Source organism: Methylobacterium sp. BE186, from assembly GCF_031457035.1.
Lineage (GTDB): Bacteria > Pseudomonadota > Alphaproteobacteria > Rhizobiales > Beijerinckiaceae > Methylobacterium > Methylobacterium segetis.
Genome location: NZ_JAVDVV010000003.1, coordinates 231,934 through 256,272 on the forward strand (window position 1 = coordinate 231,934; position 24,339 = coordinate 256,272).

Genomic DNA, 24,339 nt, shown 5'->3' on the forward strand with positions numbered 1-24,339 from the left:
CTAGAAGCGGGGCTCGAAGCGCAGGATCGTGGCGCGGCGGGCGCGGGGCACCCGGGTCTCGGCGGCGTGCTCGACGCGGAGCGCGATCACGGTCGCAGCGACGAAGAGGAGGGCCTCGCCGGTGAAGACGGCCGCGTAGGCGTGGACGGGCTCCCGCATGGCGAGGCGGGTCAGATCGACCGCCACGGTGCCGAGGAAGCCGCCCGTTCCGAAGGCGACGCCCTGGGCGGCCCCCCAGACGCCCATGCGCGTGCCGCGCTCGGCCTCGCCGCCGGCGCCGGCCAGCGCCATCATCGAGCCAATGGCCGCGACCGCGAAGATGCCGTTGAACAGCCCGAGGGCGAAGACGAGGGCTCGCAGGGGAAAGTCCGGCCCGACGAGGCCGCCTCCGGCGATGCCGACGAGCGCGGCGCCCGATCCGGCGCAGCCGATCGCGGTCCAGAGCTTCAGCGAGCCGAGCACGGGGCCGCCGATGCCCATCGTCACGCCGGCCACGAACAGCATGCCAGCGAGCACGCCCCCGTGCTGCAGACCGGCGAGTTTCGTGGTGACGCCGGGGCTCATGGCGAAGACGAGCCCGGCGAAGGGCTCGAGGATCAGCTCCTGCGCGCTGTAGGCGAGCATGGCCACGAAGATGAACACGGTGAAGCGCCGCGATTGCGGCTCGGCCCAGACCCGCGCCAGGACCTGCAGGAAGGGCGGCTTGCGCTCCGGCGCCGGCGCCTCGGAGGGGCGGTGGGGCTCGACGCCGATGACGGCGAGGCAGGCCACCGCGAAGGCGATGGCCGAGACCGCGCCCGAGACCGCGACGAGGCGGGCGCCCGAGAACGGATCGAGGAAATGGCCGGCGAGCGGCGCCGTCACCGCGAACCCCGCGATCATCATCACCCAGACGATGGTGGCCGCCGCCCCCCGGCGGCGCGCCTCGACGCCGGTGGCGAGCAGCACGAGGAGCGAGGTGCCGGCCGCCCCGGCGCCCATGCCGACGGTGAGGAAGGAGAGCACGGCGAGCGCGAGGCCTGCAGTGCGATCCACCTCGCAGAGGGCGGTGGCACAGGCCGCGCCGAATCCGCCGAGGGCGAGGGCGGCCATGCCGCCGACGATCCAGGGCGTGCGCCGCCCGCCGACATCCGAGCCGTAGCCCCAGCGCGGGCGCAGCACCTGGACCGCGTAGTGGAGGGCGACGAGAGCGCCCGGGACGATGGCCGGGAGTGCGAGCTCGACGACCATCACGCGGTTGATGGTCGAGGTCATCAGCACCACGACCGCGCCGAGGGCGGTCTGCACGAGGCCGAGTCGCGCGATCTGCGCCCAGGAGAAGCCGGCCGCTTGCATCAGGCGCCCCCCTGGAGGAGCGGCCGCAGGGCGAAGGCGGCGACCAGCATGCCGATCACATAGAGCGTGGTTCCGGTGCCGTTGTACCAAGCGGCCTTCGCCCGAGGCGCGGCGAGGAGGGCGCGCATCAGGACGAGCTGGCCGAGAAGCAGCAGGGCGACCGTCCCCGCATGCCAGGGCCGCTGCCACGCGAGCAGGCAGAGGACGACCGCTACCTGTGGCAGCGCCATCACCCAGCAGGCGAACAGCGCGGCCCGGTCGGTGCCGAGCTGGACGGGCAGGGAGCGGATGCCGGTGCGGGTATCGCCCTCGACGGACTTGAAGTCGTTCAGCGTCATGATGCCGTGGGCGCCGATGGAGTAGAGGGCGGCGAGGACGAGGATGCGCCGGTCGGGCATGGAGGCGGCCATCACGGCCGCTCCCGTGAACCAGGGCAGCCCCTCGTAGCAGATCGCGACCGCCGTATTGCCCCACCAGCCGTTCTGCTTCAGCCGCAGGGGCGGGGCGCTGTAGAGCCACGCGAGGACGAGGCCGAACAGGGCGGCACCGAGGATCCAGGGCCCGAGGGCCGCCGCGACCGCGAGCGAAAGGAGCGTCCAGGCGGCGGCGACGTAGAAGCCCCAGCGTCCGGGCATGCGCCCGGAGGGAATCGGTCGGTCCGGCTCGTTGATGGCGTCGACGTGGCGGTCGTACCAGTCGTTGACGGCCTGGCTCGTGGCGCAGACGAGCGGGCCGGCGAGCACGATTCCGGCGGCGATCACCGGCCATTGACCCTGCGGGGATTGGCCTGAGGAAACGACCCCGCAAGCGAAGGCCCACATCGGCGCGAACCACGTGATCGGCTTCAGAAGCTCGATGAGTGCGCTAGGGGCCGGCGTTGCCATGGGGCGACGCTATTTTCCGCCCGCCGCCCTGTCAATATCAATAGACAGATTTCGGTGTCATCTCGCATTGACAGACAGTCTCTTTGGAGACCCTCGGTGTCATGTCTCGGCATCGGCTCCATCGAGAGTGTCAAGATCGCCGATGCCGTAGCGGCGCAACTTAGCGTAGAGGCCCTGGCGGCTCAGACCGAGCATCTCCGCCGCGGAGGCCCGGTTGTCGCGCGTGATGCGCAGGGCCGCCTCGATGCAGAGGCGCTCGATCATGTCGGTCGTCTCGCGCACGAGATTCTTCATCGAGATCCGCCCAACGAGCTCGGTCATCTGCTCGACCGAGCGCGGCAGCTCGTGCCCGCCCACGATCGTGGAGAGGGCGCGGCGCGGCACGCCGCGGATGCTGAAGCCGTAGCAGGGGTGATCGCCGCCAGGGACGGCGACGGCGGCAACCTCAACGTCCTCCACCGAGCCGAGCTGCCCGCGCAGGCTCGTGCCGAAATGGCGGACCGAACCGTGCTCGGCCAGCGTCGCGAAGAGCGCGGAGGCTTCCGTCTCCTCGCGCCCGAGCCAGCGCTCGAGCGGCTCGCCCCGCACCTGCTCCTCGGTGGCGAGCTGCGCGAGGTCGAGGAAGGCGTTGTTCGCGGTCAGGATACGCCGCGACAGGTCGGTGACCACGAACGCTTCGGGTAGCCCTGCGATCACCTCGAGCACCGAGCCGCCTGCGCGGTGGGAGCTCCGCACGGACTCGTTCGGGATGCTGAGCCGAAGGAGCGCGCTCGCCGCATTCTCCTGGCGGAAGAGCGAGGCGGCGACCCGGGTCGAGCCGCGGCCGTTGGCGAGGCGCACCACGATCTCGTCGGCCTGGCCCGTGATCCGCAGCCCGGCAAAGAGCGCTTCGAGGCTGCGCGTCGCGCTGGCGTCGAACAGATCGACCACGTCCTGGCCGAGGATGCGCTTCTCGGGGCGCCCGATCAGATTCCCGGCGGCCGGGTTCGCCTCGCTGACGCGGCGGGTGCTGGCGTCGACCACGAGGACGGGCTCGCTCGCAAGCTGGAACAGCATGCGATAGCGGGTCTCGGCCCCACGCAGGCGCAGGTAGTCGCGCTCCAGCGCCTGCTGCGTCTCCGCGAGCCGCCGCTGCAGGGCAGCCGTGGCCTGCAGGTTCCGCCCGATCGCGATGATCGGCCCATCCGGCGCGAGGCGCATCGAGGCGTAGCGCACGGGTAGGTCGATGCCGCGGCTCGACGGATGGTTCACCTGCCGCCAGCGCGTCACCGTGTTCGGCGCCGCATCCTGCAGGAGCGCGCTGATCTTGGGGCGGCTCTCCACGGTCACCGTGTCGATCCAGCGACGGCCGACCCAGGCCTCGCAGCCCTCCGCGACGAGATCGGCCTCGCCGAAGGCGGCCTCGCGGATGATGCCCTGCGCGTCGATGACGAGCGACAGGTCCATCGCGGCCGCAACGAGGAGCCCCGCAGCGCCTCCGCCGAGGGCGCCGAGAGTTTCGGGTAGGGCCGCGGCGGTTGCATGCGCGGCAGTGCTCGCCAGACTGGTCAATGATCACCAGGTTGTGATGTCGGTGAGCGGGTCTTTCAGCAGGCTCTGGCTTGCAGATCAAGCAAGCTTTCGGCAATGGCCACCGCGGAACGCGCATCCGCCGCTGTCGCGTCGGCACCGACGAGTTTCGCCAAGCCAGGGTTGTCCACGAAAATCGCCCCGCCCACGAGGACGCGCACGCCGGGATTGTGTGATCGCCGGCGAATGTTGTGCACGGCTTCCGTCAACTTGGGCAGGTGAACCTCGCAGTGCAGGGAGAAGCCGACGACGTCGAACCACTCGTCTGCGGCGCGACCCAGCGGATCGGCCGTCGCGTCGAGGGCGGTTCCGACCACATCCCAACCGGCATCGCGGAAGAACCGTTCCAGAATCGAGAGCCCGAAGATGTGGGTCTCGCCCGGGCAGGGGCACAGCAGGATGTTACGGCCGCGCAAAGGGTCGAAGGTCTCGGCCGCGTAGCGCAGGGACAGGTCGTGCATGATCCGCTGCAGCCGACCCATCGCCACCGTGAGATCCGCGAAATCGCAGATATCCTCCTCCCAGAGGTATCCGAGATGGCGCGCCGTCGGGGCGAGGAGGTCGAGCAGGAGGCTCTCGAGGCTCAAGCCGTCGGCGATCAGCGCCTCGATGCGGTCCTCGACCTCCTCGCCCGGAGGCGCGAGGACGAGATCGGAGAAGGTGGCGATCTCGGCCGGCGTCGGCTTTCGGCCCCCCCTCGGGAATGGGCGGGGGGACGAAGCGGACGGCGCGTGCGCGAGCATGAGCCGGGGGATGATCTCGGCCTCGACCACGCGGGCGAGATGGCCGTTCGCACGGATCACGGGCTCCTCGGATTCGGCCTGATCCTCAGCCTCGCGCTCGCAGGCCCGCGCCATCTCCTGCGCGAGATGCCCCTTGGCGATTCGGCCGCCGAAACGCCTGACGTCGTCCATTGGTCCCTCCCAATGTCGCAGACGGCTTCTTGCTGTGTTTCGACGTGCAGCGCCGAGACGGGGTTTCCGGATTGATCACGCCCTCTTCGCGGGGCGACTTCAGGTATCACGATACGCCGATTGGCGGCTTTGGCAATGCTCGGCCGTTTCCGTCCCGCGAACATTGTCATCCTCTCTTGACGTAAAGCGTGGTTGACACTCGTCGGGCCAATTCCTAGGCTCCTTTCGAGCCGGCCCATCGAGAGGCCGGCCCTGGGCAGGAATGGGGCGTTAGCATGGGTCCGCTGGGCCAGCCGAAACGACCGCCGCTCTACACGCCGGCAGAGCGGGCTCGCCGCGACGCCAGTCCCTGGACGCTGGTTCAGGGCATCCTCGCGCCGCTCCAGTTCCTCGTCTTCCTCGTGAGTCTCGCGCTGGTGCTGCGCACCTTGTCGACGGGGGAGGGCGAAGCCGCCGCCAACCTCTCGGTCGTGGCCAAGACCCTCGTGCTCTACGCGATCATGGTCACCGGCTCGATCTGGGAGAAGGCGGTGTTCGGCCGCTACCTGTTCGCGCCGGCCTTCTTCTGGGAGGACGTGGTCAGCATGCTGGTGCTGGCCCTGCACACCGCCTACCTCGCGGCGCTCGGGCTCGGCCTCCTCCCGCTTCAGGGGCTGATGTGGCTCGCGCTCGCGGCCTACGCCGCCTACGCGGTCAACGCGGCCCAGTTCGTCCTGAAGCTCCGGGCCGCGCGCCTGCAATCGGCGCCGCGACTCAGGCTCGCGACGGGGGCGGCCCGATGAACGCGCACGCCCCGCTCCCCCACGCGCCCTCCGAGGGCTGCGGCGTCTCCCTCCGGCAGGAGCGCGGCCAGCGCGCCGTGTTCTGCGGGCTGACCGGCATCGTCTGGCTGCACCGCAAGATCCAGGACGCGTTCTTCCTCGTCGTCGGCTCGCGCACCTGCGCGCACCTGATCCAGTCGGCGGCCGGCGTGATGATCTTCGCCGAGCCGCGCTTCGCCACCGCGATCATCGACGAGCGCGACCTCGCGGGCCTCGCCGACATGAACGAGGAACTCGACCGGGTCGTCTCGCGCCTGATCGAGCGGCGGCCGGACATCCGCCTCCTGTTCCTCGTGGGCTCCTGCCCCTCGGAGGTGATCAAGCTCGATCTGAGCCGCGCGGCCCTGCGGCTGTCGCAGCGCCTCGCGCCCGCCGTGCGGGTCCTGAACTACTCGGGCAGCGGCATCGAGACGACCTTCACGCAGGGCGAGGATGCCTGCCTCGCCGCGCTCGTGCCCGAGATGCCGCGCGAGGCGCCGAACGCGGCGCCCTCCCTCCTCGTCGTGGGCGCGCTCGCCGACGTGGTCGAGGACCAGTTCCTGCGCCTCTTCTCGGAGCTCGGCATCGGCCCCGTCCACGTCCTGCCCGCGCGGCGCGCCGGCGCGCTGCCGCCGGTCGGGCCGAACACGTCCTACCTCCTCGCGCAGCCCTTCCTGGCGGATACCGCGCGGGCGCTCGAGGCCCGCGGCGCGACCCGAATCGCCGCCCCGTTCCCCCTCGGTTCGGAGGGCACGACGGGCTGGCTGAGGGCGGCGGCGGACGCCTTCCTCGTGCCGGAGGCGCGCTTTGCCGCGGCGACCGCGCCGGGCATCGCCCGCGCCGAGCGGGCGCTCGCGCCGCACCGGGAGCGGCTTTCCGGCAAGCGGGCCTTCTTCTTCCCCGATTCGCAGCTCGAAGTGCCGCTCGCCCGCTTCCTCGCCCGCGAGATGGGGATGGAGCTCGCCGAGGTCGGCACGCCCTACCTGCACCGGGCGCATCTCGCCGAGGAGCTGGCGCTGCTGCCGCCGGGCACCCGGGTCGTCGAGGGCCAGAGCCTCGACGCGCAGATGGACCGGGCGCGCGCGGCGCGGCCCGACCTCACGGTCTGCGGCCTCGGGCTCGCCAACCCCTTCGAGGCGGAGGGGCTCGCGACGAAATGGTCGATCGAGCTGCTGTTCACCCCGATCCAAGGCTACGAGCAGGCCGGCGACCTCGCCGAATTGTTCGCCCGGCCCCTCCTGCGCCGCGCGCGGCTGGAGGTCTGACGATGCAGCTCACCGTCTGGACCTACGAGGGACCGCCCCATATCGGCGCCATGCGGGTCGCCACCGCGATGCGCGGCCTGCACTACGTGCTGCACGCGCCGCAGGGCGACACCTACGCCGACCTGCTCTTCACGATGATCGAGCGGCGCGACGCGCGGCCCCCGGTCACCTACACGACCTTCCAGGCCCGCGACCTCGGCGCCGACACGGCCGAGATCTTCAAGAGCGCCTGCGCCGAGGCCTACGAGCGCTTCCGGCCCGAGGCGATGATCGTCGGCGCCTCCTGCACGGCGGAACTGATCCAGGACGATCCGGGCGGCCTCGCGAAGGCCTTGAACCTGCCGATCCCCGTCATCCCGCTGGAATTGCCGGCCTACCAGAAGAAGGAGAACTGGGGCGCCTCGGAGACCTTCTACCGACTGGTGCGCGCGCTGTCTGGACCAGCGCCGGCACCAGGAGCCCCGCGCCTGGGCGCCGAGGGCCGGCGCCCCCTTTGTAACATCCTGGGGCCGACCGCCCTCGGCTTCCGCCACCGGGACGACGTCGCCGAGATCCGCGGACTCCTGAACCGCCTGGGCATCGACGTGAACGTGACGGCGCCGATGGGCGCCTCGCCCACCGATCTTGCCCGCCTCGGCGCGGCCGACTTCAACGTCGTGCTCTATCCGGAGATCGCCCGCGCGGCCGCGCAATACCTGCAGAAGGCGTTCGGCCAGCCGATGGTCGAGACGGTGCCGATCGGCTTCGGCGCCACGACCCGCTTCGTCGAGGAGGTGGCCGCGCTGGCCGGCCTCGACCCCGCGCCGATCCTCGCCGAGCACGGCTCGCGGGCGCCCTGGTACGCGCGCTCCGTCGATTCGACCTACCTCACGGGCAAGCGCGCCTTCATCTTCGGCGACGCGACGCACGCGCTCGCCGCCGCCCGGGTCGCGCGCTCCGAACTCGGCTTCGCGGTGGTCGGCCTCGGCACCTACGGGCGGGAATTTGCCCGCGAGGTGCGGGCGGAGGCGGCCGAGCACGGCATCGAGGCTCTGATCACCGACGATTATCTCGACGTCGAGGCGGCGATCCAGGCGGCCGCGCCCGAGATCGTCCTCGGCACGCAGATGGAACGCCACGTCGCCAAGCGCCTCGGCCTGCCCTGCGCCGTCATCTCGGCGCCCGTCCACGTGCAGGACTTCCCGGCCCGCACCTCCCCGCAGATGGGCTTCGAGGGGGCGAACGTCCTGTTCGACACCCTCGTCCACCCCCTGATGATGGGCCTGGAGGAGCACCTCCTCGGCATGTTCCGCGAGGACCGGGAGTTCCACGACGGCGCCGCGCCCTCGCATCTCGGCGGCAAGGCCCGCACGGTGCCGCCCGAGCCCGTCACCACCGTCACCGTCGCCGCGCCCGCCTCGATCGCCTGGGCGGCCGAGGCCGAGAAGGAACTGAGGAAGATTCCGTTCTTCGTGCGCGGGAAAGCCCGTGCCAACACCGAGCGCTTCGCCCGCGAGCGCGCCCTCGCGCTCATCACCATTGAGACACTGTACGATGCCAAAGCGCATTTCGGCCGCTGAGCGGCCCGACATCCGCGTCGTCATCGTGACGCTCGACAACCACTTGGCGAGCGCCGTCGAGCGCGCGCGCCAGACGCTGGCCTGCGAGATGCCCGGCCTCGTCCTCGGCTTCCACGCCGCCGCGGACTGGGAGGCCGATCCCGCCGCCGTCGAAGCCTGCCGCCGCGACATCGCGCGGGCCGACATCGTGCTGAGCGCCATGCTGTTCATGGACGAGCACGTGCGCGCCATCCTGCCGGCGCTCCTCGCGCGCCGACCCGATTGCGACGCGATGATCGGCTGCCTCTCGGCCGCCGAGATCGTGCGCACGACGCGGCTCAACCGATTCAACATGGACGGGTCGCAGCGCAGCGCCCTCGATTTCCTGAAGCGCCTGCGGGGCAAGGGCCCGGCCCAGGGCAATGCGGGCCGGCAGATGGCGCTGATCCGCAACCTGCCGAAGATTCTCCGCTTCATCCCCGGCTCGGCGCAGGACGTGCGGGCCTATTTCCTGACGCTGCAATACTGGCTCTCCGGCTCGGACGAGAACGTGTCGAGCCTCGTCCGCTTCCTCGTCGGCCGCTACGCCTCGGGCGAGCGTTCGGCCTGGCGCGAGATCGCGGCGGCGCCCGCGCCCCTGAGCTATCCGGAGACCGGCCTCTACCATCCGCGCCTGCCGGGCCGGGTCGGCGACGATCCCGCGGCCCTTCCGCGTCCGTCCGGGCCGGCGAAGGGTCGCGTCGGCCTCCTGCTGATGCGCTCCTACGTGCTCGCCGGGAACACGGCCCATTACGACGCCGTGATCGCCGGCCTCGAAGCACGGGGGCTCAGCGTGGTGCCCGCCTTCGCGAGCGGCCTCGACAACCGGCCCGCGGTCGAGGCCTATTTCCGGCGCAACGGGCGCTCGACCATCGACGCCCTCGTCTCGCTCACCGGCTTCTCCCTCGTCGGCGGCCCCGCCTACAACGACGCGGCCGCTGCGGAAGCGATGCTGCGTAGCCTCGACGTGCCCTACCTCGCGGCCCACGCGCTCGAATTCCAGACGGTCGAGCAATGGGCGGAATCGGACCGCGGTCTCTCGCCGGTCGAGGCAACGATGATGGTCGCGATTCCCGAACTCGACGGGGCGACCGCGCCGACCGTCTTCGGCGGGCGCTCCCTACGCTCGGGCAATCGCAACAGCCGGGACATGAGCGCGGATCCGGAGCGGGTCGAGCGCCTCGCGGAGCGCGTGGCGCGCCTCGTGAGCCTGCGCAAGCGGCCGGCCCCCGAGCGTCGCGTCGCGATCGTGCTGTTCAACTTCCCGCCGAATGCCGGGGCGACCGGCACCGCCGCCTTCCTCTCCGTCTACGCCTCGCTCCACAACGTCCTGAAGGGCATGGCGGCGGACGGATATGCCGTCGAGGTGCCGGAGACGGTCGAGGATCTGCGCGAGCGCATCCTCGGGGGCAATGCGGGCCGGTTCGGGACCGCCGCCAACGTCCACACGCGGATCGCCGTGGACGACCATGTCCGGCGCGAGCCCCATCTCGACGAGATCGAGGCGCAATGGGGTCCGGCACCCGGGCGCCAGAACAGCGACGGGGCGAGCCTCCTCGTTCTCGGCGCGCAGTTCGGCAACGTGTTCGTCGGGGTGCAGCCGGCCTTCGGCTACGAGGGGGATCCGATGCGGCTCCTGTTCGAGAAGGGGTTCGCGCCGACGCACGCCTTCTCGGCCTTCTACCGCTACCTGCGGGACGATTTCTCCGCCGACGCCGTGCTGCATTTCGGCACGCACGGGGCACTCGAATTCATGCCCGGCAAGCAGACGGGGCTCTCGGCCGCCTGCTGGCCCGAGCGGCTGATCGGCGCCCTCCCGAACGTCTATCTCTACGCCGCCAACAACCCGTCCGAGGGGACACTCGCCAAGCGCCGCTCGGCCGCGACCCTCGTCAGCTACCTGACCCCGAGCCTCGCCCAAGCCGGGCTCTACCGCGGGCTGATTGACTTGAAGGGCTCAATCGAGCGCTGGCGGGGCCTGGAGCCCGAGGCGGAGGCCGAGCGGCGCGACCTCGCCTCCCTCATCCGCAGCCAGGCCGCCGCCCTCGATCTCCTCGGCGACGATCCGGCCTGGGATGTCGATGCCGCCGAGCAGGTCGCCGCGCTCGGGCGCGCGGTGAGCGAACTCGAGCACACGCTGATCCCGCACGGGCTCCACGTCGTCGGCGCGGGCACGCCCCCGGAAGAGAGGGTCGATCTCCTCAACGCCCTGGCGGAAGCCTCCCACGGGATCGCGCCCTCGCGCGCCGGCATCGAGGCGCTGGTCGCCGGCGCCGGGATCGACGCCGCCCTCGCACTCGCGGGCCTGCCCCTCGACGAGACGCAGAGGACGGCCTTCGCGGCGCTGGCGGACGCCGACCGACTCCTGGCGCAGGACCACGAGGTGCCGGCCCTGCTGCGCGCCCTCGACGGCCGCTTCATCCCGCCGGTCCCGGGCGGCGACCTCCTGCGCAACCCTGCCATCCTGCCGACCGGCCGCAATATCCACGGCTTCGATCCCTACCGCCTGCCCTCCGCCTTCGCGGTGGCGGACGGGGCGCGGCAAGTGGGACGCATCCTCGCCCGCTACGCCGAGGAAGGGCGGCCCCTTCCCGAGAGCGTCGCCCTCGTCCTGTGGGGCACCGACAACCTGAAGAGCGAGGGCGGCCCGATCGCCCAGGCTCTGGCGCTGATGGGCGCCGAGCCGCGCTTCGACGGCTACGGCCGGCTCTGCGGCGCCAGCCTGATTCCCCTCGACCGGCTCGGGCGGCCGCGCATCGACGTCGTCGCGACTCTGTCGGGCATCTTCCGGGATCTGCTGCCGCTGCAGACGAAGCTCCTCGCGGAGGCCGCCTACCTCGCGGCGACCGCCGACGAGCCGGCGGAACGGAACTTCGTGCGCAAGCACGCCCTCGCCATCCAGGCCGAACAGGGCATCGACCTCGAGACGGCCGCACTCCGCGTCTTCTCGAACGCGGAAGGGGCCTACGGCGCCAACGTCAACCACCTCGTCGAGACCGGCCGCTGGGACGACGAGGCCGAGCTGTGCGAGACCTTCTCGCGCCGCAAATCCTTCGCCTACGGGCGCACGGGCAAGCCGGCCCCGCAGCGCGCGCTGATGCAGAGCGTGCTGGCCTCCGTCGATCTCGCCTACCAGAACCTCGACTCGGTCGAGGTCGGCGTCACCTCCGTCGACCATTATTTCGACGGGCTCGGCGGCATGGGTCGGGCGGTGGCCCGCGCCAAGGGCGCCAGCGTGCCGATCTACATCAGCGACCAGACCCGCGGGGAGGGGCGCGTACGCACCCTCTCCGAGCAGGTGGCGCTGGAGACCCGCACCCGCATGCTGAACCCGAAATGGGTCGAGGGCATGCTCGGCCACGGCTACGAGGGCGTCCGCCAGATCGAGGCCCACCTCACCAACACGGTCGGCTGGTCGGCGACGACCAACGAGGTCGCCCCCTGGATCTACGAGCGCATCACCGAGACCTACGTGCTCGACCCCGCCATGCGGGAGCGCATGGCGGCCCTCAACCCCACCGCCTCCGCCAAGGTCGCCCACCGCCTCATCGAGGCGCACGAGCGCGGCTTCTGGTCTCCCGACGCGGCGACGCGCGAAGCGCTCGACCGGGCCGAGGAGGAGCTTGAGGATCGCCTCGAAGGCATCACCGCGGGAGTCGCCGCATGAACATCGCCATCCGAAACCCCGTCGCAGCGCGAAAGCAGCCGGAAGGCAGCGTCCAGGTCGAGCTCGACCCGAACGTCAAGATCGGCACCGCCAAGGTCTTCGCGATCTACGGCAAGGGCGGCATCGGAAAGTCCACGACCTCGTCGAACCTCTCGGTCGCCTTCTCGAAGCTCGGCAAGCGCGTCCTGCAGATCGGCTGCGACCCCAAGCACGATTCGACCTTCACGCTGACGAAGCGCCTCGCCCCGACCGTGATCGATGCGCTCGAGGCGGTGCAGTTCCACTCGGAGGAACTGCGGATCGAGGATTTCGTGGCCGAGGGCTACAACGGCGTGATGTGCGTGGAGGCGGGGGGACCGCCGGCGGGCACCGGCTGCGGCGGCTACGTGGTCGGGCAGACGGTGAAGCTGCTCAAGGAGCATCATCTCCTCGAGGACACCGACGTCGTCATCTTCGACGTGCTCGGCGACGTGGTCTGCGGCGGCTTCGCCTCGCCGCTCCAGCACGCCGAGCAGGCCCTGATCGTCACCGCGAACGACTTCGACTCGATCTTCGCGATGAACCGGATCGTGGCCGCGATCCACGCCAAGGCGAAGAACTACAACGTCCGCCTCGGCGGGGTGATCGCCAACCGCTCGGCCAAGACCGACGAGATCGACCGCTTCAACGCGGCGGTCGGCCTGGAACGGGTCGCCCACTTCCCGGACCTCGACGTGGTGCGGCGCTCGCGCCTCAAGAAGTCCACCCTCTTCGAGATGGAGCCGACGCCGGAGCTGGAGGCCGTCCAGGCCGAGTATCTGCGGCTCGCGGCCTACCTCTGGGCGGGCGGCAAGCCGCTCGACGCGATCCCGATGAAGGACCGCGACCTGTTCGAATTCCTCGGGTTCGACTGAGGAGCGCCGGCCGATGACGAGCCCCACCTACGCCGCCCGCCGCGGCCAGCTCGAGACCTACTTCGACCGCACCGCCGTCGAGGCCTGGGCGCGGCTGACCTCGGACGCGCCGGTGAGCCGCATCCGCGCGACGGTGCGGGCCGGGCGCGACGCGATGCGCGGGACGCTGCTCTCGTGGCTGCCGGAGGATCTGACCGGGCTGCGCATCCTAGACGCCGGCTGCGGCACCGGCGCGCTCAGCCTGGAGGCGGCCCGCCGCGGGGCGGACGTCGTCGCCATCGACGTCTCGCCGACGCTGATCGGGCTCGCCCGGGAGCGGACCGAGCCGGTCGCCGGCGCGGGCGCGATCGAGTTCCGCGTCGGCGACATGCTCGATCCCGGCCTCGGCCGCTTCGACCACGTCGTCGCGATGGATTCGCTGATCCACTATGCGGGCCGCGACATCGCCCGGGCGCTCGCCGAGCTCGGCAGCCGGACAAACGGCTCGATCGTCTTCACGGTGGCGCCGCGCACCGCCCTGCTGACGCTGATGCACGCGGCCGGCAAGCTCTTCCCGAAATCCGACCGGGCACCGGCGATCGTGCCGATCACCACGCGGGGCCTCTCCAAGCGAATCGACCGCGAGCCGAACCTCGCGGGCTTCGCGCTTGCCCGGACGCACCGGATCAACAGCGGCTTCTACCTGTCGAACGCTCTCGAACTGACGCGGGGGCGGGCATGACGGCCTCCCGCCGTATCACGCAGGCGCTGATGCGCCTCACGCCCGCGATCCTGCCCTTCGCGGACGCGGCCACCGCCGAGCTGCCCCTCGGCCGGCTGATGCGGCTCGCCCTGTTCCAGGTCACGGTCGGCATGGCCGCCGTGCTCCTGATCGGCACGCTGAACCGGGTGATGATCGTCGAGCTCGCTGTGCCCGCCTGGATCGTGGCCCTGATGCTCTCGCTGCCGCTGATCTTCGCCCCGCTCCGGGCCCTGGTCGGCTTTCGCTCGGACACGCACCGCTCGGTGCTGGGCTGGCGGCGCGTCCCCTACATCTGGTTCGGAACGCTGCTGCAGTTCGGCGGGCTGGCCATCATGCCCTTCGCGCTGCTGCTCCTGTCGGGCGACACGACGGGGCCGCTCTGGGCCGGGCAATTCGCCGCCGCGCTGGCCTTCGTCCTCGTGGGCGCGGGCCTCCACACCGTGCAGACGGTCGGCCTCGCGCTCGCCACCGACCTCGCCCCGGCGCGGGCCCGCCCGAAGGTGGTGGCGCTCCTCTGCGTCATGCTCCTCGTCGGCATGATGGTGAGCGCGCTCGCCTTCGGCTGGCTGCTGGCCGATTTCTCCGCCGTGCGGCTGATCCAGGTGATCCAGGGCGCGGCCCTCGTCACGATCATCGTGAACGGGATCGCCCTCTGGAAGCAGGAGCCGCGCGATCCGGCCCGCACCGGCCGCGACGTGGCCCGGCCGGGCTTCTCGGAGAGCTGGGCGCTCTACGCAAGCAGCGGGCTCGCCCGCCGCCGCCTCGTCGCGACGGGCCTCGGCACCGCGGCCTTCTCGATGCAGGACATCCTGCTCGAGCCCTATGGCGGCCAGATCCTCCATCTCTCCGTCGCGGCGACGACCGCGCTCACGGCGATGCTGGCGGCCGGCGGCGGCCTCGGGCTCCTCGTCGCCGCGCGATGGCTCAACCGGGGCGGCGACCCGTTCCGGGTGGCGGCGGCCGGCGCGGTCGTCGGGATCATGGCCTTCTCGGCGGTGGTCTTCGCGGCCCCGCTCGCCTCCCAGCAGCTCTTCGCGACGGGCGTGACGCTGATCGGGCTCGGCGGCGGCCTGTTCGCCCACGGCACGCTCACCGCCTCGATGGCCAAGGCCGGCCCCGAGGATACGGGCCTCGCCCTCGGCGCCTGGGGCGCGGTGCAGGCGAGCGCGGCGGGGCTCGCCATCGCGGCGAGCGGCATCCTGCGCGACGTCGGCTCGGACCTCGCCACCTCGGGAGCGCTGGGCGAGGCCCTGAGCGATCCCGCGATCGGATACCTCGTCGTCTACCACATCGAGATCGCGCTGCTGTTCGCGACCCTCGTCGCCATCGGCCCCCTCGTGCGCGAGGGACGCCGCACCCACCCCAAACCCGAGCGCGGCCTCGCTCCGTCCGCCCTCGTCCAACCGTCCAGCTGAGCGTCGGGAGGTTCGCCATGCCAAGAGGTGAGATCACGGGCTACGTCGACGTGGCGCAGGTGGTTCTCTACGCGTTCTGGATCTTCTTCGCCGGGCTGATCTTCTGGATCCGCCGCGAGGACCGGCGGGAGGGATATCCGCTCGAGGCCGAGGTCACCGGGCGGCTGAAGAGCCCCGACCCGATCCTGATCCCAACGCCGAAGCTGTTCCCGCTTTCGGACGGCAAGGTGAAGACCGCGCCGCAGACGGACACGAAGCCCGACCGCAATTTCGTCGGGCACAAGCGCGAGCCCTGGCCCGGCGCGCCGCTGGAGCCAGGCGGCAACCCCATGCAGGATCACATCGGCCCCGGCTCCTGGGTGCACCGGGACGACGAGCACGACCACACCTTCGACGGCCAGAAGCGCATCGTGCCCCTGCGGGTCGCGACCCATTTCACGGTGCACGAGGACGGCCCGAACCCGATCGGCATGACGGTGTTCGGCGCCGACCGGCAGGTCGCCGGCACGGTGAGCGACCTCTGGATCGACCGCGGCGAGAGCATGGTCCGCTACTACGAGGTCGAGCTCGGAGCGGGCGGCCGGCGGGTGCTGATGCCCCACACCTTCTGCCGGACGGGGCGCTTCTCGCGCACCGTCAAGACCGAGGCGCTGCTCGCGAGCCAGTTCGCCGACATTCCCGGCACGAAGGATCCGGATTCCGTGACGCTCCTCGAGGAGGAGAAGATCATGGCCTATTTCGGCGCTGGCACCCTCTACGCCACGCCCGATCGTCAGGAGGCCCTGCTGTGAGCGCCCCGACGAACGAGATCCTCGTGCCGGAGGGCCTGCCGGAGCCGCTGCCGCCGGGCGAGCGCATCCTCTGGCAGGGCCGCCCCACGGCCGCCGGGATCGCCCTGCGCGCCCTGCACCTGCGCCTCGTCGCCCTGTGGTTCTCGGCTCTGGCTCTCTGGCAGGCGCTGCCGGCGGCGAGCCTCGCCGACGCGGCCGCGGAGACGGCGCCGACGCTCGCGGCCTTCGGCGTCGCCGTCATCCTCGTCGCCGTCCTCGGCTGGCTGTCGGCGCGCACCACCACCTACACGATCACGAACCGGCGGATCGTGATGCGGGTCGGGATCGCGCTGCCGGTCACCCTCAACCTGCCCTTCGCGGCGGTGGCGGATGCGGGCCTCCATGCCTTCGGGGACGGGACGGGCGATCTGCCCGTGCGCCTGAAGCCCGGCACCCGCATCGCCTACCTGCATCTCTGGCCCCATGCACGGCCCTGGCACGTCGCCGAGCCTCAGCCGATGCTGCGCTCGGTGCCGGCGGCGCGCTCGGTCGCACGGCTCCTCGCCCAGGCGATCGAGGCCGCGCGTGCGCCCGAGGAGAGTGCCCTGCCGGTTCTCGCGGAGCGGCCGCAGGGCGCGCCCACCCCAGCCCGCCCGCCGCGGCTCGCCGTGGCCGGCTGACAGAGAGGAGACGCCGATGTCGAACGATGCGGAGAGCGTGCCCGTCGCGGCCCCGGCCCTCGTCGGCGCGGGCGCCCTCATCGGCTTCACGCTGCTCGCGGTGGCCGTGGGCCGCACGGGCGGCGTCGGCATCACCGAGAAGCCCGAGGCGAACCCGGTGGCGAGCCTCGCTCTCACCGTCGAGGATCGCAGCGACGGGGCGATCACGCTCCACGAGGCGGGCAGCGACCGGCTCGTGGCCCTCGTCGCGCCGGGCCAGGACGGGTTCCTGCGCGCGACGCTTCGCGGATTCGGTCAGGCGCGGCTGCGGGCGGGCCATGGCCGTGCCGAGCCGTTCCGCCTCACCCGCTACGACGATGGCAGCCTGACGCTCTCCGACGAGGCGACGGGGCGGCGCGTCAACCTCGAAGCCTTCGGCGCCACCAATGCCGGGGCTTTCGCCAAACTCCTGCCCGAGACGCTTCTGCCCGAAGGGAGCACGATCCGATGATCCTCGACTGGCTCAACGGTCGCCAGACCGTCGAGGTGCCCTGCACGATCGAGATCGAGCAGACACCCGAGACCCTCCACGCCCATGTCAGCCTGCACGCGCCCTTCGAGATCGAGCCGGGCGACGAGGTGCAGGTGCACGACGCGCCGACCTCGGTGCCCTACGGCGAGCGTCTCGTCGTCGAGCGCACCGCAACCGTCACCCGGGCGGGCCGCGTCGAGCGCCTCTGGACCAAGCTCGCCGGCCATCTCGAACTGACCGAGCTCTACGAAGTCAGCTTCACCGAGAGGAGGAGACTGTGAACGCTCCGATCAAGCACCCGCTCTCGCAGAACCCCGTCCCCAAGGCTCCGGTCAACGAATCGACCAAGGCCGCGCAGGAGACGACCTTCCTCAGCCCGCGCTTCTACACGACGGATTTCGAGGAACTCGACCGCACGAATGTCGAGCCCGTCCGCGCCGAGTGGACCGTGCTGATCGACGAATTGCGCGCCGACCCGAACAAGCGCCACTTCGTGCGCAATGCCGAGTTCGACGTCGACCTGTCGGGACTCGATCCGGAGCTGCGCAAGGAATTCCTCGACTTCCTCGTCTCCTCGATCACCGCCGAATTCTCGGGCTGCGTGCTCTACGCAGAGATGAAGAAGCGCGCCAAGAACCCCGACATCCGGGAGCTGTTCGGCTTCATGAGCCGGGACGAGGCGCGGCACGCCGGCTTCATCAACGACGTGCTCAAGGATTTCGGCATCGGCGTCGATCTCGGCTTCCTGACGAAGACCAAGAAATACACCTTCTTCCGGCCGAAGTTCATCTTCTACGCAACCTATCTCTCGGAGAAGATCGGCTACGCCCGCTACATCACGATCTTCCGGGAGCTCGAGAAGAACCCGGACCGCCGCTTCCATCCGATCTTCAAATGGTTCGAGAAGTGGTGCAACGACGAGTTCCGCCACGGCGAGGCCTTCGCCCTGCTGATGCGCGCGAACCCGAGGCTGACGACCGGGCTCAACCGCTACTGGATCAAGTTCTTCCTGCTCGCCGTCTTCGCCACGATGTACGTGCGCGACCATTGCCGGCCGGCCTTCCACAAGGCCCTCGGCGTCGACCCGACGGATTACGACTTCAAGGTCTTCCGCATCACCTCCGACATCTCGCGCCAGACCTTCCCGCTCACCCTCGACCTCGACAACCCGCGCTTCAAGGCGCTCCTCGACAGGCTTCTCGACTGCTCCGAGAAGATCGCGGAGGCGAAGGCGCGCGGCGGGCTCGCGGGCCGCGTCGCGCACGGGTTCCAGGCCGCGCGCGCGGCGGTCGCCTTCAGTCGGCTGATGCTGCTGCCGGCGGTCGACAACCCGATGCCGGCGGAGATCCGCCTGCAGCCCGTCTGGTAGCGGGGCGCCGATGTCGCCCTACGCCGTGCCGGCCCTCTACGCGGTGGCGATCTGGTGGTTCTCCACCGGGTTGATCATCCTGCTCGATCATCTGCCGCGCCGCACCTTCCGCTGGAGCATGGCGGGGGCGAGCCTCGTCCTCGCCGCCTCTCTGTGGGCGGTGCGCGCGAGCGCGGGAGATGCGAGCGAGGCAGGCGCCTACACGGCCTTCACGGCGGCGCTCCTCGTCTGGGGCTGGCAGGAGATCAGCTACTACATGGGCTTCGTCTCGGGCCCGGCCCCGCGCGCCTGCCCGCCGGGCACGCGCGGGTTCGAGCGGTTCCGGGCGGCGGCCGCCGCGAGCCTCTGGCACGAGATCGCGATCGTCGCGGGTGCGCTCGCCATCCTCGTCCTCACCCGGGACGCGCCGAACCGCTTCGCCCTCTGGACCTACCTGATCCTGTGGGGAATGAACCTCTCGGCGCGGCTCAACATGTTCCTCGGCGTGCGCAACCTGAACGCCGAGTTCCTGCCGGATCACCTGAGCTATCTCGGCTGCTACCTCGCCAAGAAGCCGATGAACCTGCTGTTCCCGGTCTCGGTCAGCCTCGCCACGATCATCGTGGCGCTGCTCGGCCGCACGGCCCTCGCCGACGATCTCGCCGCCTTCGAGCTCGTCGGTTTCACCATCCTGACGACGCTGACGGCGCTCGCGACGCTGGAGCACTGGTTCCTGATGCTGCCGCTGCCCTCCAGCGCCCTCTGGAACTGGAGCCTGCCGGCGCGACCGAAGCCGGCGTCCCTCGTCATCACAGCACCCGAGCCGGCCGAGATCGGCCACCGGGACGCCGCCTGAACCGAGCGCGAGAGAACGCGCGACGAAGACCACCAGGGAAGGGGAGCCCCGCGATGGATTATGAAGCCTTCTTCGCCACCGAGCTGAACGGCCTCCACCGCGAGGGGCGCTACCGCGTCTTCACCGATCTCGAACGGCAGGCGGGGCGCTTTCCCCACGCCGTGCATCACCATCCGGCGGGCACCCGCCCGGTGACGGTCTGGTGCTCCAACGACTATCTCGGCATGGGCCAGCACCCGACGGTGCTCGCTGCCATGCACGAGGCGCTCGACCGCTGCGGGGCGGGGGCGGGCGGCACCCGCAACATCTCGGGAACCAACCATTACCACGTGCTCCTCGAGCGCGAGCTGGCCGACCTTCACGACAAGGAGGCTGCACTCCTGTTCACCTCGGGCTACGTCTCGAACTGGGCCGCGCTCGGCACGCTCGCCGGCAAGCTGCCGGGCTGCGTCGTCTTCTCCGACGAGGGCAACCACGCCTCGATGATCGAGGGCATCCGGGCGAGCCGGGCCGAGCGCCAGATCTTCCGCCACAACGATCCCGACGACCTTGACCGCAAGCTCGGCCTCGTCGAACCCGGCCGCCCGAAGCTCGTCGCCTTCGAATCCGTCTACTCGATGGACGGCGACATCGCCCCGATCGCCGAGATCTGCGACGTCGCCGAGGCGCACGGGGCGCTGACCTACCTCGACGAGGTGCACGCGGTGGGCCTCTACGGCGCGCGCGGCGGCGGCATCTCCGAGCGGCAGGGCCTCGCCCACCGCCTCGACGTGATCGAGGGCACGCTCGGCAAGGCCTTCGCCGTGCACGGCGGCTACATCACGGGCTCCGCCAAGCTCTGCGACTTCGTGCGCAGCTTCGCCTCGGGCTTCATCTTCACCACCTCGCTGCCCCCGGCCGTGGCGGCGGGCGCGGCGGCGAGCATCCGCCACCTCAAGCAGAGCAGCGCCGAGCGGGCGCGGCACCAGGATCGGGTCCGGCAGGTGCGCTCCCGCCTCGACGAGGTTGGCATCCCCTACCTGCCCAACGGCAGCCACATCGTGCCCGTGATGGTCTGCGACCCCGTTCTCTGCAAGGCGATCAGCGACGCCCTGCTCGACGAGTTCGGCATCTACGTGCAGCCGATCAACTACCCCACCGTGCCGCGCGGCACGGAGCGCCTGCGCATCACCCCCTCGCCGCTGCACACGGACGAGGACATCGATCATCTGGTCGGCGCGCTCTCCACGATCTGGCGGCGCATCGGCCTGGAGAAGGTGGCAGCGGAGTAGGGCCCATGACCCTCGACGAGCGATCCGCACCGATGCCTCTCAGCGAGCCCGAGACCGGGGAGGGCGGTATCGTGCGGCTCCCGCCCCGGGCGGCCCGAAAGCCGAGCCCGCGTCCGAGGACCTCGCTGCCGGAGGCGGCCCCGGTCTTCCCCTTCTCGGCGATCGTCGGGCAGGACGAGATGAAGCGGGCCTTGCTCATCGCGGCGGTGGATCCGAGCGTCGGCGGAGTGCTGGCGCTCGGCGACCGAGGCACCGGCAAATCGACCGCCATCCGCGCGCTCGCCGCCCTCCTGCCGCCGATGAAGGCCGTGGCGGGCTGCCCCTATTCCTGCGACCCGGCCGGTTCCGCCTCCGCCTGCCCGCACTGCGCGGCCGGCTCTCCGCGGCACGGGCGGCTCGTGCCGATCCCCGTCGTCGACCTGCCGCTCGGGGCCACCGAGGACCGGGTCGTCGGAGCTCTCGATCTGGAGCGGGCGCTGACGGCGGGCATCAAGGCGTTCGAACCGGGCCTGCTCGCCCGGGCGAACCGCGGCTTCCTCTACATCGACGAGGTCAATCTCCTCGAGGACCACCTCGTGGACCTGCTCCTCGACGTGGCGGCCTCGGGCGTCAACACCGTGGAGCGGGAGGGGCTGAGCCTGCGCCATCCGGCCCGCTTCGTCCTCGTCGGCAGCGGCAACCCGGAGGAGGGAGAGCTGCGGCCCCAGCTCCTCGACCGGTTCGGGCTCGCCGTCGAGGTGACGACGCCGACCGACATCCCGACACGGATCGAGGTCGTGCGACGCCGGGACGCCTTCGAGCGTGACCCTGGCGGCTTCGCTGCGGCGCAGGCCGGCGCCGAGAAGGCCCTGCGGCGGCGGATCACCGCGGCCCGCGCCCGGCTCTCGGCGGTCAGGGTTCCCGATGCGAGCCTGGAGGCCGCGGCCCGCCTCTGCCTCGCCCTCGGCACGGACGGCTTGCGCGGTGAGCTGACCCTGATCCGGGCCGCCCGGGCGCTCGCCGCCCTGGAGGGAGAGGAGAGCGTCGGGCTCGCGCAGATCCGCGGCGTCGCGCCATCGGCGCTGCGGCATCGCCTGCGCCGCAACCCCCTCGACGAGGCGGGGTCGACCGCCCGCGTGGCCCGCGCCGTGGCCGAGGTGCTGGCGTGAGCCCGCCGCCCGAGCCGCAGGCGGGCCGGGCGGCCTGGGACAGGGCCCTGCGGGTCGCGACGCTGCTCTCCGCCGATCCGCACGGCTGCGGAGGCGTCCGGCTGCGGGCGCGCCCGGGTCCCGTGCGCGACGCTTGGCTCGCCGCCCTGTCGGCCGCGCGAACGTCCGGACGTCCGGTGCGCCGGATGCCAGCCGGGATCGCCGACGACCGCCTTCTCGGCGGCCTCGATCTTCCCGCGACGCTCGCCGCGGGCCGGCCGGTTCTCCAGCGGGGGCTGCTGGCCGAGGCGGATTGGGGCCTCGTGATCGTGCCGATGGCCGAGCGCCTCGACGGGGCGACCGCCGCACGGCTCGCCGCCTGCCTCGATACCGGCAGGGTCTCGGTTGCCCGAGACGGGCTCGCGGCGCGCCTGCCCGCGCGCATCGGCCTGATCCTGCTCGACGAGGGGGACGAGGACGAGGCGCCGCCGGCGGCTCTCCTCGAACGCCTCGCCTTCCGGCTCGATCTCGACGGCGTCAGCCTGCGCGACATCGTGCCCGACTCCGCGCCCCGGGATGCCGTGCCGGCACGTCCGGCCGGCACCCACTCCCGCTCGGGAGCGGTGACGTCCCATCGCCCCGGCCACGGCACGAGATGGATCGAGAGCCTCTGCCTCACGGCCAGCGCCTTCGGCGTCGCCTCCCTCCGCGCGCCGATCCTGGCTCTGCGCATCGCCCGCCTCGCGGCCGCGCTGGACGGAGAGAGCGAGCCGGGAGAGGCTCACGCGGTCGAGGCCGCCGAACTCGTGCTCGCGCCGCGCGCCACCCGCCTGCCCGAGCCTCAGGCCGGGCCGCCTGACCTACCAGAGCCGACCACTTCCGACACGCCTGCGGACCGGGACGGCGACGGCGACCGACCCATCGACGATGTCGTCCTGGCGGCGGTGCGCGCCGCGATTCCCCCCGGCCTCCTGGCGCTGCTCGCGGCCGGCCGCGTGCGGAGCGCCAAGGCCGGCAAGTCCGGCGCCGCCGCGGCCTCAGCCCGGTCAGGCAGGCCCGTGGGCAGCCGGCCCGGCGATCCGCGCCGTGCGCGGCTCGACCTCATGGCGACGCTTCGCGCGGCTGCCCCCTGGCAGCGGCTTCGGATGCCCCGTGAAGCGGGGCGGATCTCGATCCGCACGGACGACCTACGCATCACCCGCTATCGCCAGCGCAGCGAGAGCACGACGATCTTCGCCGTCGATGCCTCGGGCTCCTCCGCCATCGAGCGCCTCGCGGAGGCGAAGGGCGCCGTCGAGGCTCTGCTCGCCGAATCCTACGCCCGGCGCGACCGGGTCGCCCTGATCGCCTTCCGCGGCGCGGGCGCCGACATCGTCCTGCCGCCGACGCGCTCTCTGGTGCGGGCGAAACGCGGCCTCGCGGGGCTGCCCGGGGGTGGGGGGACGCCGCTGGCGACCGGGCTCGACGCGGCTCTCGCCCTGGCGCTCGCGATCCGACGGGGCGGCGGCTCGCCCCTCGTCGTGCTGCTCACCGACGGGCGCGCGAATGTGGGGCGCTCGGGGGAGCCGGGCCGGGCGCGGGCGGGGGAGGAGGCGCTAGCGGCCGCGCGCGCCTTCCGCGAGGAAGGGCTGGCGGCCCTTCTCGTCGACACCGCATCCCGTCCCCAGGAGGCGGCCCGGCGCCTCGCGGAGGCGATGGCCGCGCGCTACCTCCCCCTGCCGCAGGCTAATGCCGCGAGCCTCGGGGCCGCGGTGCGGGCGGCGGCGCCCGCCGCATGAGCGCGAGCCTCGCCATGCCCTCCTACCGGGAAGATCGGCCTCTCTGGGAGGAGGAGGGCCGCGACTGGCCCCACCGCGGCGCGAGCCGCTTCGTGACGGCCTCCGGATTGTCCTGGCACGTGCAGGCCATGGGACCGGAGACCGCGCCCGTCCTTCTCCTCGTTCACGGGACCGGGGCGGCGACCCATTCCTGGCGCGGGCTGATGCCCAGCCTCGCCGAGCGCTTCCGCGTGATCGCGCCGGACCTGCCCGGCCACGGCTTCACGGACCCGCTGCCCGACCGGCGCCTGTCGCTGCCCGGCATGGCCGGCGCGCTCACCGACCTCGTTCGAACCCTCGGCTGCGATCCCGCGGTCGTCGTCGGCCACTCGGCCGGGGCCGCGATCCTCGTCCGGGCCTGCCTCGATGGCGGGCTCGCGCCCCGCCTTCTCGTGGCCCTGAACGGCGCTCTCAAGCCTTTTCCCGGGATGGCGGGACTGGTCTTCCCGGGCATGGCGCGGATGCTGTTCCTGAACCCGGTCACGCCGCGCATCTTCGCGTGGTCGGCCGATCGCGCCGCGGTCGAGCGCCTGATCCGCGGCACCGGCTCCCGGCTCGACGCACAGGGGCTCGATCTGTATCGGCGCCTGTTCCGCAAGCCCGGGCACATCGCTGGCGCGCTGGGCATGATGGCGAACTGGAATCTCGACGCCCTCGACCGCGACATCGTCGGCCTCCGGCTCCGCACGCTGCTCCTCGTCGGCGGCGAGGATCGCGCCATCCTGCCCGAGACGGCCTTCGCCGTGCGCGACCGCCTGCCCGACGGGCGGGTGGAGTTGCTGCGCGGCCTCGGCCACCTCGCGCACGAGGAAGCACCCGAGCGCGTCGCGAGCGCGATCCTCCACGAAGCCAGGGCCGTGGGTGTCCTGCCGCCGAAGGATCCGCCGGATTGACGCGG

At 71.7% G+C, this 24,339-nt stretch carries 21 protein-coding genes; 17 read left to right on the top strand and 4 right to left on the bottom strand.

Annotated features, from left to right (window positions below):
- The 4 genes from J2X36_RS05210 to J2X36_RS05225 form a co-directional block, all read right to left on the bottom strand.
- Positions 1 to 1,335 (bottom strand): BCD family MFS transporter, encoded by a 1,335-nt coding sequence (locus J2X36_RS05210; protein WP_310347041.1) that lies wholly within the window; start codon positions 1,333 to 1,335, stop codon positions 1 to 3.
- Complete coding sequence (gene chlG, locus J2X36_RS05215; protein WP_310347042.1) at positions 1,335 to 2,219, bottom strand: chlorophyll synthase ChlG; 885 nt, start codon at positions 2,217 to 2,219, stop codon at positions 1,335 to 1,337. The genes J2X36_RS05210 and chlG overlap by 1 nt, the downstream gene beginning before the upstream one ends.
- Before the next feature lie 99 nt (positions 2,220 to 2,318).
- On the bottom strand, positions 2,319 to 3,770 hold the full coding sequence (ppsR, locus tag J2X36_RS05220; protein ID WP_207919215.1) for a transcriptional regulator PpsR: 1,452 nt from the start codon (positions 3,768 to 3,770) through the stop codon (positions 2,319 to 2,321).
- A 35-nt stretch (positions 3,771 to 3,805) separates the two neighbouring features.
- On the bottom strand, positions 3,806 to 4,561 hold the full coding sequence (locus tag J2X36_RS05225) for a cobalamin B12-binding domain-containing protein (protein WP_310347045.1): 756 nt from the start codon (positions 4,559 to 4,561) through the stop codon (positions 3,806 to 3,808).
- Positions 4,562 to 4,977: 416 nt separating this feature from the next.
- Here J2X36_RS05225 and bchF point away from each other — a divergent pair, with 416 nt between their 5' ends.
- Genes bchF through bchO form a run of 17 tightly spaced genes read left to right on the top strand, consistent with a single transcriptional unit; the run spans position 4,978 to position 24,334 of the window.
- Positions 4,978 to 5,484, top strand: coding sequence for a 2-vinyl bacteriochlorophyllide hydratase (gene bchF / locus J2X36_RS05230; protein ID WP_310347047.1), 507 nt, complete (start codon positions 4,978 to 4,980; stop codon positions 5,482 to 5,484).
- Entirely contained in the window at positions 5,481 to 6,767 is a 1,287-nt protein-coding gene (locus J2X36_RS05235; protein ID WP_310347050.1) for a ferredoxin:protochlorophyllide reductase (ATP-dependent) subunit N, read from the top strand. The genes bchF and J2X36_RS05235 overlap by 4 nt, the downstream gene beginning before the upstream one ends.
- A gap of 2 nt (positions 6,768 to 6,769) precedes the next feature.
- Positions 6,770 to 8,326, top strand: a complete 1,557-nt coding sequence (gene bchB / locus J2X36_RS05240; RefSeq protein WP_310347051.1) for a ferredoxin:protochlorophyllide reductase (ATP-dependent) subunit B — start codon at positions 6,770 to 6,772, stop codon at positions 8,324 to 8,326.
- The gene (locus J2X36_RS05245; RefSeq protein ID WP_310347052.1) at positions 8,301 to 12,011 is read left to right on the top strand and encodes a magnesium chelatase subunit H; all 3,711 of its coding nucleotides are present in this window, start codon (positions 8,301 to 8,303) and stop codon (positions 12,009 to 12,011) included. The genes bchB and J2X36_RS05245 overlap by 26 nt, the downstream gene beginning before the upstream one ends.
- Positions 12,008 to 12,904 carry a ferredoxin:protochlorophyllide reductase (ATP-dependent) iron-sulfur ATP-binding protein gene (bchL, locus tag J2X36_RS05250; protein WP_132254557.1) on the top strand — a complete coding sequence of 299 codons (897 nt, stop codon included), beginning with the start codon at positions 12,008 to 12,010 and terminating at the stop codon, positions 12,902 to 12,904. The genes J2X36_RS05245 and bchL overlap by 4 nt, the downstream gene beginning before the upstream one ends.
- 13 nt (positions 12,905 to 12,917) lie before the next feature.
- Positions 12,918 to 13,625: a magnesium protoporphyrin IX methyltransferase gene (gene bchM, locus J2X36_RS05255; RefSeq protein ID WP_310347053.1), complete on the top strand. Its 708-nt coding sequence runs from the start codon at positions 12,918 to 12,920 to the stop codon at positions 13,623 to 13,625.
- Entirely contained in the window at positions 13,622 to 15,061 is a 1,440-nt protein-coding gene (locus J2X36_RS05260; protein WP_310347055.1) for a BCD family MFS transporter, read from the top strand. Before bchM ends, J2X36_RS05260 begins: the two co-directional genes overlap by 4 nt.
- A 17-nt stretch (positions 15,062 to 15,078) precedes the next feature.
- A complete protein-coding gene (gene puhA / locus J2X36_RS05265) occupies positions 15,079 to 15,852 on the top strand; it encodes a photosynthetic reaction center subunit H (protein ID WP_132254554.1) in 774 nt (257 codons plus the stop codon).
- Complete coding sequence (gene puhB / locus J2X36_RS05270; protein ID WP_310347058.1) at positions 15,849 to 16,511, top strand: photosynthetic complex putative assembly protein PuhB; 663 nt, start codon at positions 15,849 to 15,851, stop codon at positions 16,509 to 16,511. Before puhA ends, puhB begins: the two co-directional genes overlap by 4 nt.
- Before the next feature lie 16 nt (positions 16,512 to 16,527).
- Complete coding sequence (gene puhC, locus J2X36_RS05275) at positions 16,528 to 17,001, top strand: photosynthetic complex assembly protein PuhC (protein ID WP_310347060.1); 474 nt, start codon at positions 16,528 to 16,530, stop codon at positions 16,999 to 17,001.
- Positions 16,998 to 17,303 carry a hypothetical protein gene (locus J2X36_RS05280; RefSeq protein ID WP_132254551.1) on the top strand — a complete coding sequence of 102 codons (306 nt, stop codon included), beginning with the start codon at positions 16,998 to 17,000 and terminating at the stop codon, positions 17,301 to 17,303. The genes puhC and J2X36_RS05280 overlap by 4 nt, the downstream gene beginning before the upstream one ends.
- The gene (acsF, locus tag J2X36_RS05285; RefSeq protein ID WP_132254550.1) at positions 17,300 to 18,391 is read left to right on the top strand and encodes a magnesium-protoporphyrin IX monomethyl ester (oxidative) cyclase; all 1,092 of its coding nucleotides are present in this window, start codon (positions 17,300 to 17,302) and stop codon (positions 18,389 to 18,391) included. Before J2X36_RS05280 ends, acsF begins: the two co-directional genes overlap by 4 nt.
- Positions 18,392 to 18,401: 10 nt before the next feature.
- Positions 18,402 to 19,226, top strand: a complete 825-nt coding sequence (puhE, locus tag J2X36_RS05290) for a putative photosynthetic complex assembly protein PuhE (RefSeq protein WP_310347064.1) — start codon at positions 18,402 to 18,404, stop codon at positions 19,224 to 19,226.
- 53 nt (positions 19,227 to 19,279) lie between these two features.
- On the top strand, positions 19,280 to 20,497 hold the full coding sequence (hemA, locus tag J2X36_RS05295; protein ID WP_310347068.1) for a 5-aminolevulinate synthase: 1,218 nt from the start codon (positions 19,280 to 19,282) through the stop codon (positions 20,495 to 20,497).
- A gap of 32 nt (positions 20,498 to 20,529) precedes the next feature.
- Positions 20,530 to 21,645 (top strand): magnesium chelatase ATPase subunit I, encoded by a 1,116-nt coding sequence (gene bchI / locus J2X36_RS05300; RefSeq protein WP_405029733.1) that lies wholly within the window; start codon positions 20,530 to 20,532, stop codon positions 21,643 to 21,645.
- Positions 21,642 to 23,402, top strand: a complete 1,761-nt coding sequence (locus tag J2X36_RS05305) for a magnesium chelatase subunit D (RefSeq protein ID WP_310347071.1) — start codon at positions 21,642 to 21,644, stop codon at positions 23,400 to 23,402. The genes bchI and J2X36_RS05305 overlap by 4 nt, the downstream gene beginning before the upstream one ends.
- Positions 23,399 to 24,334, top strand: coding sequence for an alpha/beta fold hydrolase BchO (gene bchO, locus J2X36_RS05310; RefSeq protein ID WP_310347073.1), 936 nt, complete (start codon positions 23,399 to 23,401; stop codon positions 24,332 to 24,334). The genes J2X36_RS05305 and bchO overlap by 4 nt, the downstream gene beginning before the upstream one ends.
- The last annotated feature ends 5 nt before the right edge of the window (positions 24,335 to 24,339 follow it).

What these genes read in the sequence shown, in the direction of transcription:
- J2X36_RS05210 (WP_310347041.1), bottom strand. Translation starts at nt 1,335, where the DNA reads ATGCAAGCGGCCGGCTTCTCCTGGGCGCAGATCGCGCGACTCGGCCTC.
- chlG (WP_310347042.1), bottom strand. Translation starts at nt 2,219, where the DNA reads ATGGCAACGCCGGCCCCTAGCGCACTCATCGAGCTTCTGAAGCCGATC.
- bchF (WP_310347047.1), top strand. Translation starts at nt 4,978, where the DNA reads ATGGGTCCGCTGGGCCAGCCGAAACGACCGCCGCTCTACACGCCGGCA.
- J2X36_RS05235 (WP_310347050.1), top strand. Translation starts at nt 5,481, where the DNA reads ATGAACGCGCACGCCCCGCTCCCCCACGCGCCCTCCGAGGGCTGCGGC.
- bchB (WP_310347051.1), top strand. Translation starts at nt 6,770, where the DNA reads ATGCAGCTCACCGTCTGGACCTACGAGGGACCGCCCCATATCGGCGCC.
- J2X36_RS05245 (WP_310347052.1), top strand. Translation starts at nt 8,301, where the DNA reads ATGCCAAAGCGCATTTCGGCCGCTGAGCGGCCCGACATCCGCGTCGTC.
- bchL (WP_132254557.1), top strand. Translation starts at nt 12,008, where the DNA reads ATGAACATCGCCATCCGAAACCCCGTCGCAGCGCGAAAGCAGCCGGAA.
- bchM (WP_310347053.1), top strand. Translation starts at nt 12,918, where the DNA reads ATGACGAGCCCCACCTACGCCGCCCGCCGCGGCCAGCTCGAGACCTAC.
- J2X36_RS05260 (WP_310347055.1), top strand. Translation starts at nt 13,622, where the DNA reads ATGACGGCCTCCCGCCGTATCACGCAGGCGCTGATGCGCCTCACGCCC.
- puhA (WP_132254554.1), top strand. Translation starts at nt 15,079, where the DNA reads ATGCCAAGAGGTGAGATCACGGGCTACGTCGACGTGGCGCAGGTGGTT.
- puhC (WP_310347060.1), top strand. Translation starts at nt 16,528, where the DNA reads ATGTCGAACGATGCGGAGAGCGTGCCCGTCGCGGCCCCGGCCCTCGTC.
- J2X36_RS05280 (WP_132254551.1), top strand. Translation starts at nt 16,998, where the DNA reads ATGATCCTCGACTGGCTCAACGGTCGCCAGACCGTCGAGGTGCCCTGC.
- puhE (WP_310347064.1), top strand. Translation starts at nt 18,402, where the DNA reads ATGTCGCCCTACGCCGTGCCGGCCCTCTACGCGGTGGCGATCTGGTGG.
- hemA (WP_310347068.1), top strand. Translation starts at nt 19,280, where the DNA reads ATGGATTATGAAGCCTTCTTCGCCACCGAGCTGAACGGCCTCCACCGC.
- bchI (WP_405029733.1), top strand. Translation starts at nt 20,530, where the DNA reads ATGCCTCTCAGCGAGCCCGAGACCGGGGAGGGCGGTATCGTGCGGCTC.
- bchO (WP_310347073.1), top strand. Translation starts at nt 23,399, where the DNA reads ATGAGCGCGAGCCTCGCCATGCCCTCCTACCGGGAAGATCGGCCTCTC.